Origin of the sequence: Bradyrhizobium genosp. SA-3 (genome assembly GCF_004212635.1) — a bacterium.
Taxonomy (GTDB): Bacteria; Pseudomonadota; Alphaproteobacteria; order Rhizobiales; family Xanthobacteraceae; genus Bradyrhizobium.
Genome location: NZ_PSRT01000103.1, coordinates 15,587 through 31,006 on the forward strand (window position 1 = coordinate 15,587; position 15,420 = coordinate 31,006).

At 58.4% G+C, this 15,420-nt stretch carries 10 protein-coding genes and 6 pseudogenes; 11 read left to right on the forward strand and 5 right to left on the reverse strand.

Annotation, left to right across the window (positions count from 1 at the left end; genetic code table 11):
- Positions 1–172: 172 nt before the first annotated feature.
- From istA to CWO91_RS29720, 3 genes and pseudogenes are all read left to right on the forward strand, one after another.
- Positions 173–1,564, forward strand: a pseudogene (gene istA, locus CWO91_RS29710) (IS21 family transposase); the annotation flags it as partial.
- 177 nt (positions 1,565–1,741) lie between these two features.
- A pseudogene (locus tag CWO91_RS44635) lies at positions 1,742–1,879 on the forward strand (transposase domain-containing protein); the annotation flags it as partial.
- A gap of 325 nt (positions 1,880–2,204) precedes the next feature.
- The gene (locus tag CWO91_RS29720; protein WP_130218683.1) at positions 2,205–3,734 is read left to right on the forward strand and encodes a porin; all 1,530 of its coding nucleotides are present in this window, start codon (positions 2,205–2,207) and stop codon (positions 3,732–3,734) included.
- Positions 3,735–4,240: 506 nt separating this feature from the next.
- Here the strand turns inward: CWO91_RS29720 and CWO91_RS45560 are convergent.
- Complete coding sequence (locus tag CWO91_RS45560; RefSeq protein ID WP_130218685.1) at positions 4,241–4,486, reverse strand: glutamine amidotransferase-related protein; 246 nt, start codon at positions 4,484–4,486, stop codon at positions 4,241–4,243.
- Between the two features lie 234 nt (positions 4,487–4,720).
- On the opposite strand from CWO91_RS45560, the gene CWO91_RS29730 reads away from it, so the two are divergent.
- Positions 4,721–5,950 (forward strand): CaiB/BaiF CoA transferase family protein, encoded by a 1,230-nt coding sequence (locus CWO91_RS29730; RefSeq protein WP_130218687.1) that lies wholly within the window; start codon positions 4,721–4,723, stop codon positions 5,948–5,950.
- 131 nt (positions 5,951–6,081) lie between these two features.
- Here CWO91_RS29730 and CWO91_RS29735 read toward each other — a convergent pair whose 3' ends face one another.
- The 4 genes and pseudogenes from CWO91_RS29735 to CWO91_RS29750 all read right to left on the reverse strand — a co-directional run bounded on the left by CWO91_RS29735 (position 6,082) and on the right by CWO91_RS29750 (position 9,216).
- Positions 6,082–6,678, reverse strand: a complete 597-nt coding sequence (locus CWO91_RS29735; RefSeq protein ID WP_433995582.1) for a glutamine amidotransferase-related protein — start codon at positions 6,676–6,678, stop codon at positions 6,082–6,084.
- Entirely contained in the window at positions 6,641–7,402 is a 762-nt protein-coding gene (locus CWO91_RS45565) for an anthranilate synthase component I family protein (protein ID WP_433995584.1), read from the reverse strand. The genes CWO91_RS29735 and CWO91_RS45565 overlap by 38 nt, the downstream gene beginning before the upstream one ends.
- Before the next feature lie 320 nt (positions 7,403–7,722).
- A complete protein-coding gene (locus tag CWO91_RS45570) occupies positions 7,723–7,956 on the reverse strand; it encodes a hypothetical protein (protein ID WP_433995583.1) in 234 nt (77 codons plus the stop codon).
- A gap of 627 nt (positions 7,957–8,583) precedes the next feature.
- A pseudogene (locus CWO91_RS29750) lies at positions 8,584–9,216 on the reverse strand (GntR family transcriptional regulator).
- A gap of 614 nt (positions 9,217–9,830) precedes the next feature.
- Between CWO91_RS29750 and CWO91_RS29755 the strand changes: the two are divergent.
- The 7 genes and pseudogenes from CWO91_RS29755 to CWO91_RS29790 all read left to right on the forward strand — a co-directional run.
- Positions 9,831–10,496 (forward strand): biotin synthase BioB, encoded by a 666-nt coding sequence (locus CWO91_RS29755; protein WP_245471423.1) that lies wholly within the window; start codon positions 9,831–9,833, stop codon positions 10,494–10,496.
- A 144-nt stretch (positions 10,497–10,640) separates the two neighbouring features.
- Positions 10,641–10,882, forward strand: a pseudogene (locus CWO91_RS29760) (aspartate 1-decarboxylase).
- Between the two features lie 98 nt (positions 10,883–10,980).
- Positions 10,981–12,075, forward strand: a pseudogene (locus CWO91_RS43825) (8-amino-7-oxononanoate synthase); the annotation flags it as partial.
- A 9-nt stretch (positions 12,076–12,084) separates the two neighbouring features.
- A complete protein-coding gene (locus CWO91_RS43830; protein WP_208753082.1) occupies positions 12,085–12,612 on the forward strand; it encodes an ATP-dependent dethiobiotin synthetase BioD in 528 nt (175 codons plus the stop codon).
- Positions 12,613–12,883: 271 nt separating this feature from the next.
- Positions 12,884–13,084 carry a hypothetical protein gene (locus tag CWO91_RS29780; protein WP_130218689.1) on the forward strand — a complete coding sequence of 67 codons (201 nt, stop codon included), beginning with the start codon at positions 12,884–12,886 and terminating at the stop codon, positions 13,082–13,084.
- A 260-nt stretch (positions 13,085–13,344) separates the two neighbouring features.
- Positions 13,345–14,649: an NAD(P)/FAD-dependent oxidoreductase gene (locus tag CWO91_RS29785; RefSeq protein WP_130218691.1), complete on the forward strand. Its 1,305-nt coding sequence runs from the start codon at positions 13,345–13,347 to the stop codon at positions 14,647–14,649.
- Positions 14,650–15,062: 413 nt separating this feature from the next.
- A pseudogene (locus CWO91_RS29790) lies at positions 15,063–15,420 on the forward strand (ABC transporter substrate-binding protein); the annotation flags it as partial.

Consider the following 15,420-nt stretch of genomic DNA (forward strand, 5'->3'; position numbering starts at 1 on the left):
GTGGAGAGTCAATCGGGATGAGAGAGCGTCGCCGAGCTCGTGACGCAGGGAGGGCGTAGCCCGACCGGAGTTACGAGCTCGGCGACGGCGCGATCCACAAGGCACCGCGCCGTCTGGTGATCGCGGCCGGCTGGTTATGCAAGTGGTTCTTCCGGCATGAGGAATCACTCGCTTGCCAGGCCGACACATTACCGATCACCAGATGAGGCTCTACATGAAGTACCGTCAGACCGATACCCCGCCAGTGGCAGCCGCCAAGGCGTCGTTCAGCACGTCTACCGCTTATCGGATGGAGAAGGATCCCCGCCTTCCATCGCGGAAGAAGGGAGCCCGCGGCAGTCGCCGGCCAGATTCCTTGGCCGGCGTATTTGAGGCCGAGGTCGTGCCAATGCTGAAGGCCGCGCCCGGCGTGCGGCCGATTGCGATCTTCGAAGAGATCTTGCGACGGCAGCCTGAACTCGGGACCGGCATCCGCCGCACGCTGGAGCGCCGGATCCGAGCCTGGCGGGCGATCCACGGCGAGGAGCAGGAAGTGATCTTCCGCCAGACCCACGAGCCCGGCCAGGTCGGCCTCTCCGACTTCACCGACATGGGCGAGCTGGGCGTCAGCATCGCCGGAGCGCCGCTCGATCACCGCCTCTACCGCTTCCGGCTGGCCTATTCCGGGTTTGAGCACGCCCCTGTCGTGCGCTGGGTGGCGAGAGCTTCGTCGCCTTGGCCGAAGGGCTGCAAAATGCCCTGTGGTCGCTCGGCGGCGCGCCGCGAGAGCATCGGACCGACAGTTTGTCGGCCGCATTTTGCAATCTCGATCGGAACGCGAGGAGGATCTAAGGCACCGGTACGAGGATCTTTGTGCCCATTACGGCATGCGGCCTTCCCGCAACAACCGCGGCATCGCCCATGAGGACTGCGCGATCGAAGAGCCCACGGCCACCTCAAGCGGGCGATCGTCGACGCGCTGCTCCTGCGCGGCACCGCCGACTTCGATGACCTTGCCGCTTACCGCGGCTTCATCGACGAGATCGTCAGCCGCCACAATGCCCGCAACGCCAAGCGGATCGATGCCGGGCGCGCCGTGTTGCAGGGCTTGCCGCATCGCTGTGCCTCCGACTACGAGGAGGTGATCGTCCGCGTGACCTCGTCCGGCGGCTTCACCTTACGCAAGGTGTTCTACACGGTGCCGTCACGTTTGATCGTGCCACCGGCTGCGGGTGCGGTTCTACGACGATCGCCTCGACGTGTTCGTCGGCGGCACCCACCCTGCTGCGCGAGCGGCCGCATCCCAACGGCAAGCACGACCAGGTCGTCGATTATGTCACGTGATCCATTCCTTGCGGCGCAAGCCGATGGCGCTTGTCAATCTGGTCTATCGCGATCGGCTGTTCCCGCGTGAAGCTTACCGCCGATCCTTCGACCCTTGCGCGAACACTTGCCGGACAAGAAGGCCTGCCGGATCATGGTCGATCTGCTCGCACTCGCCTATGAGCGCGGCTGCGAGGCCGAACTTGCCGATCAGCTCGCGGCTGACCTTGACGCCGCCCGACTAGCCGACATCAACCGGCTGCCGATCAATGGCTGCGAGCGCAGAAGCTCCAGGTCGGCCGACGCGAGCTCAATCTCGAGGCCGCCGTCAATCGCTTCGACTTCGATCTCCTGATCCTCGATGACCTTGCCTACCTCACCAAGGATCAGGCCGAGACCAGCGTGCTGTTCGAGCTATCGATGAGACGGACCGCCGTGTTCCGCTCGCGGCGGCGTCCGGGCCGCCGTTATGTACAGCCTGATCGTCGAGGTAGATCCACAAGCTTGGGTCGCCGACGTCCTGGCGCGCATCGCAGCACATCCAGTCCAAAAGATCGACGAACTGCCGCCCTGGAATTGTGCGGCGAAATTAGCAAGTCGATCAGGGTGCGTGAGTGACCGCTACGCACTCCTCACCGGATCGTTACCTTTCGCACCACTCACCCGGGGCGACACGGCGCGGTCACGCCGACGATAGCCTCCGGGCTGGGACAGAGCCGTGATGTTGCAAAGATACAACATCGATGGGCAGAAGATGACTTGGAAAAATTAATTAATTGCAGCAATTGATCAGGCAAACTAGATCTAGAGCGGGGCGCCTCGGAGCGGTCCGTTACCTCAGCCTAGCTGCAGCGGATCTTTGCAGCGCGGAGGAAGACGTTTCCTAGCTTGGAGATTGATCGATGAAACTAATGAAAAGTCTTGTCCTCGGTTCCGCCGCAATGCTCGCGGGTGCCGGGGCGCAGGCAGCCGACCTTCCCGCGAAAGCCAAAGCGGTCGAATATGTGAAGATCTGCTCGCTGTATGGCGCGGGATTCTACTACATCCCGGGGACCGACACCTGCATCAAACTTGGTGGCTACCTTCGCGTTGAGGTCGGTCTCAACACAAACAGCATTTACAACGGCCAATTCAGCGGCGTCGCTGGCGCGCACAATCGGCTGAGCAATTACTACACGGCTCGTTCGCGTGAAGACTTCAACATCGACACACGCACCGCGACCGAGTACGGCGTGGTTCGTACGTTCTTCGATGGGACCTTCTCCTGGACCACGGGCGGTTATGCCGGTGCCGGTACAGGCGCCGCGGGCGGCGCAACTGCCTATGACTCTGCTCCTGCCGGAACAAGCGGTAGCGGTTCGGTCGCGGGTGGTTCGCTCGGCGTCTACTACGCGTTCATTCAATTCGCTGGCTTCACCATGGGGAAGGCCGTTTCGCAGTTCAGCGCCCCGTGGACCAACTATCCGCAGAACAATTTTGACGGTCTCGTCGGCGGCGGCGGCGCGGTCACTGGTGTAAACCAATTCACCTATACCGCGGACTTCGGTCAAGGCATCACGGCGGCGATCTCAGCCCAGGACCAAGTTGCGTACTATCAAGCCGGCCTCATCAACGTATCGGGCATTACTTCTGCCGGCATCGTCGGCGGATCCTACGGTTTGAACGATATTGGCGGCTCGCGTTCTCCGGACCTCGTGGGTATGGTTCGTGTTGACCAGGCTTGGGGCTTATTCCAGGCGTCGGTCGCCGCACACGACAACCATGCCGGCTACTATGGCGCATCGGAGACGATCGGTTATCCGGCCGACAAGTGGGGCTGGGCTGTTCAGTTGGCCTTGTCAATCAAGAACATCCCGACCGGTGCGGGCGACACGCTCAACATCCAAGGCGTCTACACGGATGGCGCCACTCGCTACAACATCCAGGATCTGGCTGCGGTCAGCTACTCGATGTTCGGCAGCACCGGCTTGGCCGGCGCCTACCAGAGCGTCGGTTTTGCCAGCGCGCCCGATGCCGTCTTTGTCGCCGGTTCGGGACTTGAGACGGTCAAAACCTACGGCTTCCGCGGTGGCTATGTCCATAACTGGGATCCATACTGGAACACCGGCATCTACGGTGCGTGGGCTGCAATCCGCTACACCGACACTGCGAAAGGCTTCATCTGCGGCAGTGCGGCGATGGGCGCTCTTCTCATCGTGGGTTCGACCTGCAACCCGGACTTCAACATCGCCCAGGCCGGTATCATCACCCGCTGGACTCCGGTCAAGAACCTGACTTTCTCGGCTGACTTGAACTGGACCCATGTTGACCAGAGGTTTTCTGGCACGGTGGCCTATGCAGGAAACGCGGCGACTGCCAAGCCGGCTGCTGTGTATGAACTCAAGGACCAGGACAGTTTTACGCTGCTGCTCCGTGCTCAGCGCAACTGGTGAGTCTCTGTCAAACTAGTGGAAGGAGAGAAGATAGCGGCTCAATTAACTCTAACCTCCAAGGAAGGCCTCCGGCATGCCCGCCGGGGGCCGTCTAATGCAATGCAAAGCTCTACCAAAACGCGACCGCTTCCCACTATATGGCAATCGGCGCGAACCCGGTTAAATTGGTGTTTCACCCAAGCGACAGCAACTTGCGGCAAACTTCCACGTTTCGGCCGTCGCCATCGTCGTGTGCGGGAAGTTTCTGCGACTGAGGAGTTCATAAGCAGAACGTCTCCTCCTCGATACTGAACGAAATTGTACGCCACAGCTTCGTTTATGGCGATGTCCGATTGCCATGATCTCGCCTCTGTTGCGAAGGCGCCGTCGCAGTGAAATGCAGGACTCGCTGGTCTCGACGAGGAGAGAGTGGCAGAACCCCACGTATAGCGACAGGAGTTCTTGATAGCCCTCCGCAGTGATGCGTTTCCTACGAAGGCGATCGTGCATACGACGACGAGCACGCGCTATGCGTCCGCCAAAAACGCCTCCTGATGCACCTGATGGCCAAGGCAGATACCGAGAATTGGGACGCGACAGGACGCTGCATGTTCCCAGCGGAGGGACCAGGGAGATAACAATCGCGCGCACTGCGAGCCACCAACACGTGGCGCGACACGTACATGGTCCACTCTGCAGTCCATATTTGTGGGCACATAACCGAATCTCGGATCTACGACCAAATCCTGCATCAAAGTAAGAAAATCAACCATATTACCCTCGCGGAAGCGAGATGCTGGCTATTTTCTCCTTCACAAGCCGGTATTTTCCTATGGTGAATGGCGCCGCCTTCTCGACGCGGACGAAGATTAAGACCAGATCAGCGCGACCTCGACCTGATCGCTATCGCGTCTCTTAGTCGCCGAGCGGGAAGTTGCCGCACGAAGGGGCGTGCAGGCCGCAGCAGGCGCGCCGGTGCCGCAGAATTCCATCAGGAGAAAACCTTCATGGCAGCCCTACCGCTTTCCGGCATCAAGATTCTTGATCTCACGCGCGTGCTTGCCGGTCCGCTGTCATCGCAGATGCTGGGCGATCTTGGCGCTGACGTGATTAAGATCGAGCGGCCAGGCACGGGCGATGACGCGCGCACTTTCGGGCCCCCCTATTTAAAGGACCCGGAAGGGCGCGAAAACAACAATAATTCGTTCTATCTCTGCGCCAACCGAAACAAGCGCTCAGTCACGGTGAATATCGCAAACCCCGATGGGCAGGCTATCATTCGCGAGCTTGCGAAGGACTGCGACGTCTTTATGGAGAACTACAAAGTTGGGGACCTCAAGCGCTATGGCCTCGACTATGAAGCTATCCGCAAGCTCAACCCGCGCATCATCTACTGCTCCGTCACCGGCTTCGGCCAGAGCGGGCCATATGCGTCACGCCCGGGTTATGACGCGATTTTCCAGGCCATGGGCGGCTTGATGAGCACCACCGGCCATATGGATGGTGAGCCCGGCTCAGGACCGATGAAGATCGGTCCTTCCATAGTCGACTACATGACCGGTATGAACTCTTCGATCGCGATCTTGGCCGCTCTCTATCACCTGAAAGCGAATGGCGGGCGGGGCCAACACATCGATGTCTGTCTGTTCGACACCGTGATCGCATCGCTGTCCCACTATGCGCAAATCTATCTCGTCAGCGGCAGGACACCGCCGCGCCGCGGCACCTGGGGTAATGGCGGGATGCCCGCCGGCGTATTTCGGTGCGCTGATGGCGAATTGATGCTGGTCGCCGGCAATGACACGCAATTTGCGCGCATGTGTGCGGTGCTCGGAACGCCCGAGCTCGCAACCAATCCGAAATTCGCCAAGAACAACGATCGCGTCACCAATGGTAAGGAGCTCATGGCGATCTGCGCCGGCGTGTTTCTCAAGAAAAACGTTTCCTATTGGCTCGAGAGGCTTGAAAAAGCCGGCGTGCCCTCTGGCCCGATCAATGATTTTGGGCAAGTCTTTGCCGATCCGCATGTGCGTCAGCGGGGCATGGAGGTAAAGGTCGAACACCCCTTCGAGCAGTCGCTCGCGCTAATCCGCAATGCGCTCACGTTCTCAGAGACGCCGGTGAAGGAATATCGCTACCCCCCGCGACTGGGCGAACACACGTGCGAGATCTTGTCAGCCACGCTCGGCTATCACGATGCCAAGATCGCAGAATTGAAACAGGCCGGGGCAATTTAGCTCATGAAGGTTTGACGCTGGATCCGCTAATTCGGTTCACCGCTCGATTTCGGTCGGGCGGGAGAGTAGGTGTCTCAAGTCGTAAGATTGCGTCATGATCACGGTCAATGTTACTGAGAGTAGTCTTTAAACTATCTGGCGCGACCTGAAGCTCGTGCGAATCGAAGGAAGTTCATGAGGAGCACGTGTCCTTGCTCGGTCAGTATCGATTCCGGATGAAATTGCACGCCATGAGTCGGATGATAACAATGTGCAAGGGCCATGATCTCGCCTTCATCGGAATGCGCTGTGACCGTGATATCCGGCGCACATGCTTTGTCGAGCTCAACAAGGAGCGAATGGTAGCGACCAACACGAAGTGGGGAGAGGAGCTCGTTGAACAGCCCTTGACGATCATGTCTTTTGCGAAGACCTGCCGTGCATTGGGTGCCGCGCGCGGGGTCCGCCAAAAACGCTCCCGACACACTGATGCCCCAGGCAAATGCCGAGAATTGGAACGAGACCTGAAAGTTTGCGGACGACGCGGTCGATATTCCGGCTTCAACTGGAGTACAGGGACCGGGCGAGATCACCACGGCGCGCGGCTTGAGACCGACAAGATCGCCGATACTGGCCGCTCCGCTGCCTCGCCAAGTTTTAAAAAATAGCGGGCGATATTGAAGACAAAGAAATCGTATTCGATGATGATAATCAAAATGCACCAGACGGGTCAGCCCGAAATGCGTCAAAGATTCGCTGCGCCTTGGCGAGCGTCTCCTCGTATTCAGCTTCTGGCTTCGACATCGCCGTTATGCCGCTACCCGCATGAAACACAGCTACATCGCCGCTAGCCGTGGCCGTGCGGATCGCAATATTCGTATCCATGTGTCCGTTGAAGCCAATAAAGCCGATCGCCCCGCAATAGACCTCTCGTGCCACACGCTCGATTTCGGCAATCAGTTCTATCGACCGCACCTTCGGCGCGCCAGTAATGGAGCCACCAGGAAAGCAGGCCTGAAGCAGACTAACGGCGTCTTGGTCTTCCGCAAGTCCGCCGCCAACAATTGACACGAGGTGGTGCACCGAGGCATAGGACTCGAGATTGCACAGCGCTCGAACATCGACCGAATCGGAAGTGCAAACGCGTGACAGATCGTTGCGCAGGAGGTCGACAATCATTGTATGCTCGGCACGGTCCTTTTCGGACGCGAGTAGCAATTCAGCGCGCCGCTGATCTTCCTCGGAATCAGCGGAGCGCGCAATGGTCCCCTTGATTGGACGTGTTTCGACTTTTCGTCCATCGAGTCTTAGGAAACGTTCCGGCGAGCTCGATGCAATAATGAACTTGCCGTAGCGCAAAAGAGCTGCAAAAGGTGCGGCGTTCAGTGAACGCAGCCGACTATAGAAGGCAAGTGGATCAAATGGAGTTGAAAGTCCGGCGCTGAAGCGCTGTCCAATATTCGCTTGGAAAATGTGTCAGCGAGAATCAACTCGATGACGCGCTTAACTGCCGCAACGTAGCCTCGCGGCTGAAAATGGAATGCCATGGACCGGCTATGCCAGGGAAATCACTCGGCGGCGATACTGGGCTGGCAAGGAGCAATTCGAAGGCATCGCCTCGATGGCGTGCGCGCTCCTCCCGAAACGCTGGATCCTGCTTCGGCCATCCGGTAGAGACAATCCAGCATCTGCGATCACGGTGATCGATGCTAACGACCACACCATAGAGATGCAGGATGGATTGGGGCGAACGAAGACCGGGATTTGCCGGAAGTGGCAATCGCTCCAAAGTTCTATTGAGATCGGCAAAAGCCGGCTGCGCCTCCCTGGAAGGGTGGAAGATCGGGCCGATGCTCTTGCGGATACTTGCCGAGCAGGCTGTGAAGCACCTCCCATGGGTTTCCCGTGAGTTCCTCTCCACTACAACGCGCCTGCCCGTCCTCGACCAGATAGGTGCTGAACGGATCGCCCGTCAGATATGAGCAACGCTCGTTGCGAGAGACATCGCATCGCTGCCACAGGTTCAATCCAATCCATTCCGCAGACGTGCATCAAGTCGTCAATAAGGCGTGGGCCCGCGTCCCGCACCGATAGCGGTTCGCACGTCAGCGTACTGAAGATCAAATGGAATCCTCTGTCGCACGACAGTGTTCTTCAAGTTTACCCCGGCCAGTAGGAAGTGCTCCGAGCCACATGGCTCGTCATTACGCTTCAAGCTGAACGCGCATCTACTGGCAAGTCGGCCGCGAACCGCAGCTCTCGGAGTAGTCGTACACGCCTGATCGATTCCTGGTACAGGTGATGTGCTTTGTATGCTGCCAGTTCCGTCTCACTGTCGAACCCACCATAGACCGTCGTTACCGCTGGCGATTGCGTGCCAACTCAAGCCGGCGTGCATGCGCAATTGTGGTGAGAACCGACAGGCCCGCGATGATCTGGTCGATATGGGCCTTGTCTTTCGCAGTGAACAAGACGATGCGACGAATCATGAGTGCCGTAAGGTGACATCGGAAGTGTTCGCATAAGCGTCCTGGGGGCTAGATCGCCGCAACACCACTCGCCGCATTCCGTTTCGCGCGCAAGATGACCGGTGGCTTGACATTTTTTTTCATTGTAATGCGGTCTGAAACGGAACGCGCCGGAGCTCAGCCTGGTCAGAAGCCGTAAGGGGCAAGACGTTCAATCGTTTGAATGTGGCGGGCGAGCAGATGACAGCTTTGTCGGGCTCGCGCGCTTGCAGTGCTTGCACTATGAGCCGATGATCCAGGTTCGACCTCGGTTGCCACCCGGCACTGCGCGCCATCGCGAACACCAATCTAGAGTTTGCAAGCTGTAGCCCATTCAAGCTGGCGAGTAGCCTCGGCATCGCGCAGGGCGCCACCAGCGCCTGATGAAAGGCTCGGTTAGCCATCTCAAACTCCTGAATCGTCTGGGCATGGTCCGCTTCGATCAAAACGAGCTCAATCCCGTGACAAGTGTTGATGTGAGCTTTGGAGCAGCATTGCGCAACCCGACCACCTCGAGCGCTGCGCGCACCTCTGCGATCTCTTTCACACCGACTTCGTTTCGAGCGGAGCAACCCGCATACCGCGACGAGGCACGGCTACGATAGGATGTTGCGCCTCTAGTTGGCGGAAGGCCTCGCGCACTGGGACGTGACTGGAATTGAAGTCCCGCGCGACATGATCCTGACGAAGCGGGGCGCCCGGCTGCAGCTCACCACGGATGATGCGCTCGCCAATCGTTTCCATGATGCGCCATGCAAGCGTCGTGTTTTTAGCCGTCATAGATTATCTATCGTTGGTGCTGGATTCGGCATCGGTTGTTCAGGCGAGCGCCAATCCTACGAAGTGGCTCGGCTCGAAAATCATCGGGGAAGCCACCATGTTGCAGTTTTTCGGGTTGACGCCGAACCGAGCCTGCGACAGTCACTGCAGGCCGGTCGAAGCACTTCCCAAGGAGTGTCCGTCTCATTGAAGGTTCAGCTAGCATCGATTCGTGACCAGCTAGTCGATAATTGTCGTCGATATCTATGATCGGTTTGTCGCTTTGAAAGCAAGTCTTATGGTTGCTGGTGTTGGTGCGGGGAGGACGACAACGTCAGCAGTGCGCCGGTTCGCGGCGACTGGACGCGCGATGAGGCCGAAGCGCTCTATCGTCTTCCATTCGCCGATCTGATGTTTCGAGCGCAGAACGTTCATCGCGACAACTTCGATCCGAACCGCGTCGAAACCGCAAGCCTGCTCAGCATCAAGACCGGCGGCTGCCCGGAAGTCTGCGGTTACTGTTCGCAGAGCGCACATTACTCGAGCGGCCTGAAAGCCACCCGTCTGATGAATTGCGCCAATGTGGTCGCCGCGGCGCGGCGCGAGCCAAGGATGCAGGCGCAAGCCGCTTCTGCATGGCCGCGGCTTGTCTCAGTCCAAAAGCCCGCGACCTTGAGCAGGTCTGCGAGATGATTTCCGCTGTTAAAGATCTCGGGATGGAGACCTGCGTCGCGCTCGGCATGCTGACGATCAAGCAGGCCGCACGCCTCTCTGAGGCCGGGCTCGACTTCTGCGATCACAACGTCGATACCTCACCAGAGTTCTATGGCAAGCTCATCAGCACCCGGACTCTGAATAGCCGCATAGAAATCCTTGAACATGCGCGCAAGGCAGACATCAAGATATGCTGTGGCGGCATTGTCGGGATGGGCGAGTCCGTCGATGACCGCCTCGCCATGCTAGTGCTGCTGGCAAATCTCCCCAGTCATCCGGACAGCGTGCCGATCAACCTGTGGAACGAGGTCAAGGACGTGCCAGTCAATGAGACGGCGTCCGGATCCTATCGCAGTGGTACGCCTCATCGCGGCGGCCCGGATCATGATCCGAAGAGCGTGGTGCGGTTATCTGCCGGGCGGCAATATATGGCCGATGAACTCCAGGCGCTGTGCTTTCTTGCCGGCGCGAATTCAATATTCGTCGAAGATGTACTATTGACCACCAAAAACCCGCAGCGAGATCGCGACGCGAATTTGCTTGAGCGGCTCGGCATCGCATCCGGGCTGAATGAAACAGATAAGTGAGCGCGCTGGTAAGAACTCCTCGGCTTAGGCAAGAAATGCAGGTTACGTTAATGAAGGGCAAGATCCATCGCGCCTTGGTGACCAGATCTGCACCATGAAGGCTCGATCGCGCTTGATCGCGCGCTGCTGGATGCCGCAGGAATTGTGATCAGCGAACGAGTCGAAATCCACAATATCGAAACCGGAGGGCTCTTCGCAACCTATGTTATCGAAGCGCCCGTGGTTCTGGCACCATAGACTTAAATGGTGCGGCGGCACGACTCGCGATGCCCCAGGGGAAACTGTTACTATCGTTGCATATGCCTCCTTTAATGAATCGGAAGCAAGAACCCTTCGAACCGCGCGTTGTCTCGGTTGATCGAAAAAATCACATGTTGTCTGGCTAAAGTCCGAGGGGCCGGTTCTAAAGGTTTTGTTCTTGGCAACCAATCGACATTTTTGCGCGATTGGAAACGATTCCGGGAGTGAAGAATGAATCCTATCCATGCATCAAGGGCGGAGCAGCTTGCGTGCGCTGAAGGAAGATGGCCGGGCTGCGCGGCCTCAAACCGCGCGCAGGGATCGATTTCGTATCGAACGACTATCTGGCGCTCACAAGCGCGCCGGCTATGAAAAATGCTGTCTCCACAGCACTGCATGCTGGCACACCGATCGGACCAGGCGGGTCGCGGCCTTTGCGCAGAAATTGCGAGGAGCATGAACAGCTGGAGGCAGAGGCGGCGCAGTTCTTCGGGGCGGAGACAGCGCTCTTCTTTGGCGGCGGTTATGTTGCAAACTTTGCAACCCTGACGACGCTGCCGCAGCGGGATGATCGGCTTGTTCTCGGTTCTCTCGTGCATGCAAGTATTCATGAAGGCGCGAAAGCGAGTCGAGCGGACCTAGGAATACGCCCCCACAACGACCCGGAGGCGATCGAGCGATATAATTCAGGAGTAGCGTGCGAAGGGGAGAACCGGCCGGGCCTGGATCGTGATCGAAAGTCTTTACAGTATGGACGGCGATTTCGCGCCGCTGAAAGAGCTCAGGGCCGTCGCCGAGCGATACGACGCGTTCTGATGATAGATGAGGCTCATGCTACTGGAGTTTAGGGTGAGTGCGGACGAGGACTGAGTGCGCCGTATGAGAGACGCGAGAATGTCTTGGTGGTGCATACCTGCAGCAAAGCGCTGGGTGATGCCGGCGCACTCGTGACTGTCCCACGCGCGCTGCGCGATTTCTGGTTAACCGCTGTCGTCCATTTATCGTCGCGACCGCGCCGTCACCATTGATGGCCATCGCCGTGCGGGAGGCACTCGTGATCCCAGCAGGAAGCTGAGCGACAGCAGCGTCTCGCCAATCTAGTTGACTTTACAAATCTAGAGATTCGTGTGCGCGGTCTTCGGAGCCGGTCGGACTCACAGATCGTGCCCTATATCGTTGGGGACAATGCACGCGCAATGCGGCTCGCCGCTGCCCTGCAGACCCGCGGCTTTGATATCCGCGGCATCCGGCCCCGATCGTGCCGGCGGGCACCGCCCGTTTGCGCATTTCAGTGACACTCAACGCAATGCTCGATGCGCTCGCTGACGAGCCCGAGGGGCTGGTCTCAATGAGTCAGCGGATCGTGGTGACCGGTACAGATACCGGTATTCGAAGGACGGTTTTTTCCGCCAGCCTCGCCCATCTCCTCGGTGCAAACTACTGGAAGCCGATTCAGGCCGGGCTCGAAGGAGAGACCGATACTGAGGTCGTCGCTCGGCTGGGCAGTTTCTCGGCCGATCGCATTGTGCCGGAGCTCTACCGTCTTCGATCGCCCGCTTCGCCCCATTATTCTGCGGAAATTGATGGAGGTCGTATTGACGTAGACTCGCTCCATGTGCCGGAGACTGGAGAGCGGCCGCTTGTGATCGAAGGCGCGGGCGGACTGATGGTGCCGCTGAATGGCCGGGCGCTTATTGAGCGGTGGGGCCTACCCGTCGTGGGCAAACAGCGAATACGCATTGTCGAATGCAGCACTTCCTATCACGGCGACACGGTTGGAGCGATGTCGGTCGGCGCCCGGGGCGTATTCAACGCGCGCGTACGGCCCTCTGCTGTTCGACGTCACATCAATCCCGTTCCCTGCGAGCGGTCGTGAGCAGGTGACGCTCGATGCGCTCGAGTCCGCATGTCGAAACGAAATTCCAGCCGTGTTTCTAGTGGATCCCCTGGTATTGGGAGTGGGCGGAATGCTGATGTACCCCGCCTTGGTGCTAAGAGAGATGTAGCGAATCAGCGAGGCCTCAGATGTCCTGTTCATCGCCGCAAATCGGGATCTGCTGGTGCGCCCACTTGGTAATACAATCTACGTGATGCCGCTTATTGCGTAACGGCGGCAGATCATGGCGCGATCTATGGGGCGATCCGCGATGCCGCCGATGAACTGGCTTGAAGGGCTGCTTCGAGTGCTCTACACGCACCTCAGGAGCCAGCCGCTGAAATCCGTCGAAAAAGAGCGGAAGAGCGCGGAATTTAATCGCCTGTGCGCGGCTCATTGCATCGATCAAAGTCGAAACCTCGTTACAGTCAGCGTCTCGGCCGCCTACCTCGATGAGTATGTTGCCTCCTAGAGGAGCGGACTCCCAAGCAGCGCGCCCTCTGCTGCTCGATCTGGCGCAGACCTCGACCTTCTTCGAAAGAATGCCGTCCAATGTCTTCGAGGTGAAAGCGGCTTGGGCGATAACGCCACGTCAGTCATTGAGAGAACTACCAGAGCGGCATCGTTACTCAGCGCCGAGAGAAGTTCGGCAATGCTTGGTCAGATTTCGACTGTGACAGACGTCTGCGGAGCGTCTGCCCGGCTGGAAAACAGCGTGATGAGAAATAGAAAATGAGCAACTTCAGGCGTCTTCCTCGGCATGCGACGACGTCGGGATGGAATGCCTTACTCCCTCCGCGTGCTCCACATGCGCAACCTCCAAGAGAGAATAGATTCCATGCAATCGTAGTTGGAGCAGGTTACACCGGCTTGGCGGCGGCTCGCCGGTTGGCCGAATTGATGCCAAACCGAGAAATCCTTGTTATCGAAGCCTTGCAGATCGGGGAAGGTTTGTCGGCCCGAAACTCAGGGTACCTGTTAGTCTACCCCAGCGCACCAAAAGCAAACGCATACGGCTCGGCTGATGACGATGCAATTCGAAAGGTTAGCATCGCGACTGCGGGCCTTAATTGGTTGCGGATGTTGGTGACGGACTACAAAATCGATTGCGATTGGGACGAAGAAGCTCCGCGCATCACCGCGGCCGCGACCCGCGAAGGAGAGCGCGCTGCTCGAGAAGCGGCCACATCTTTCAAGAAGTGGAACATGGATTCCCTGGAGTATGATGCCAAGGAGATCGCCGGGCTCATAGGAACTGAGTATTACAAATACGCCTACCAACTGAACGCGCGCGTTCTGGTACAACCGGCGGCGCTTATTCGTGGTCTCGCGGAAACCCTTCCGTCCAACGTTCTTATCCTTGAGAAAACGGCTGTAGAGGATATCGAGAGCAGTGGCCCTTTCCGGGTCAGCACAACTCGCGGGACCTTTGTAGCCGATCGCGTATTTGTTGCCAACAACACGCACGCGGGCGCATTTCGACCCTCGCTAAACCGAATGATCCCCGTCTTCACCTATGGCGCGCTAACCCCACCATTGGATGAGGAGGAGCTTGGCCGCCTCGGCAAGGCGCCAAGCTGGGGAGTAGTCCCGGCCCATGGCATGGGGACGACCATGAGGAAAGTATTGGGACGCCTTCTAATACGAAGTAGCTGGTCATACGCCAATGAGACGAACGTCGATAAAGTACGGTCCCTTTTGACGAGCTTGTTTCGACGGCGCTTTCCGGGGATGCGATCATACGAGTTCGAGCATGTGTGGGGAGGTGCCACAGCTATTACGCACAACGGCGAATTTTACTTTGGAGAAATCCGACCAGGGCTTTATGCATCAGTTGGGTGCAACGGCGCAGGCGTCCTCAGAGGAACAATTCATGGAAAGCTTTTGGCGGAGATGGCTTGTGGTTCTCAATCGCCTCTTTTGACCGAGCGGCTAAGTCTCGCCGGTCCTAGCTGGATTCCCCCGGAGCCGCTTCGAGGGATCGGCGCCGTCGCCAAGATGGCTTGGTTGGATTGGCGCGCTGGGGACGAGCGCTAAGCCGCTCGTCCTCAGTGCGCCGTGAAATATCGCGGCAGGTTGGGGGCCGGTTGTGTGCGCGCGCCTTTGGTCGTGGCTACCATACTTTCCCATCCGGGCTAATTGCAGCTGACATACGGCGCGACCAAGAACTCGCGTGAGGCAGGGCGCGACGTTGGGGTAGGTCATCCTAGAGAAATCGAGAGCTCAATCTATCGCTTGTCTGGTGATGGATGCAGATCACACCAGAAATACTAGGCAGTAGCATGACTGCCTCGTCAGAGCCTCGCCGCCCGTACTCTGGATCGCGAGCATGCGGAAATTCGGCTGCTTGAAGCGATAAATCGGGGAAATTCGACTCCTGGAATTGGTAGTATTTGCGTGAGGGAGAAGCCAGCGTTCTGGTAGCCGGAGAGAACGCGAGGAGGGTAAACGTGAGGCATTTTGTGAACCGCAGGCGTTTCATCCAGGCAACGTCGTCCGCTATCGCGGTCGGCACGATATCGTCCGCGGCCAGGGTATCGGCGGCATCCGGCGAGCTGCGGCTGAACATGAGCGCCGGCAATTTCGCTGACGCTATTATCAGTGCCTTTGTGAAGCCTTTCGAGGCGGAGACCGGGATCAAAGTGACGCCCGTCTACCAGGATATCAACCCGGCGCAGGTTGGGCTCATGGTGAAAACCAATAGCGTCACCATCGACGCGGTTCTCGTAAGTCAACCGAGCGCGCTTAGTCTGGCTGCGAGCGACTATCTCGAGAAGATCGATTACTCGATCCATAAGCAGCAGGAGC

Coding starts and splice junctions, on each gene's coding strand:
- CWO91_RS29720 (WP_130218683.1), top strand. CDS start 2,205: ATGAAACTAATGAAAAGTCTTGTCCTCGGTTCCGCCGCAATGCTCGCG.
- CWO91_RS45560 (WP_130218685.1), bottom strand. CDS start 4,486: ATGGTTGATTTTCTTACTTTGATGCAGGATTTGGTCGTAGATCCGAGA.
- CWO91_RS29730 (WP_130218687.1), top strand. CDS start 4,721: ATGGCAGCCCTACCGCTTTCCGGCATCAAGATTCTTGATCTCACGCGC.
- CWO91_RS29755 (WP_245471423.1), top strand. CDS start 9,831: ATGGCCGCGGCTTGTCTCAGTCCAAAAGCCCGCGACCTTGAGCAGGTC.
- CWO91_RS43830 (WP_208753082.1), top strand. CDS start 12,085: ATGAGTCAGCGGATCGTGGTGACCGGTACAGATACCGGTATTCGAAGG.
- CWO91_RS29780 (WP_130218689.1), top strand. CDS start 12,884: ATGCCGCCGATGAACTGGCTTGAAGGGCTGCTTCGAGTGCTCTACACG.
- CWO91_RS29785 (WP_130218691.1), top strand. CDS start 13,345: ATGAGCAACTTCAGGCGTCTTCCTCGGCATGCGACGACGTCGGGATGG.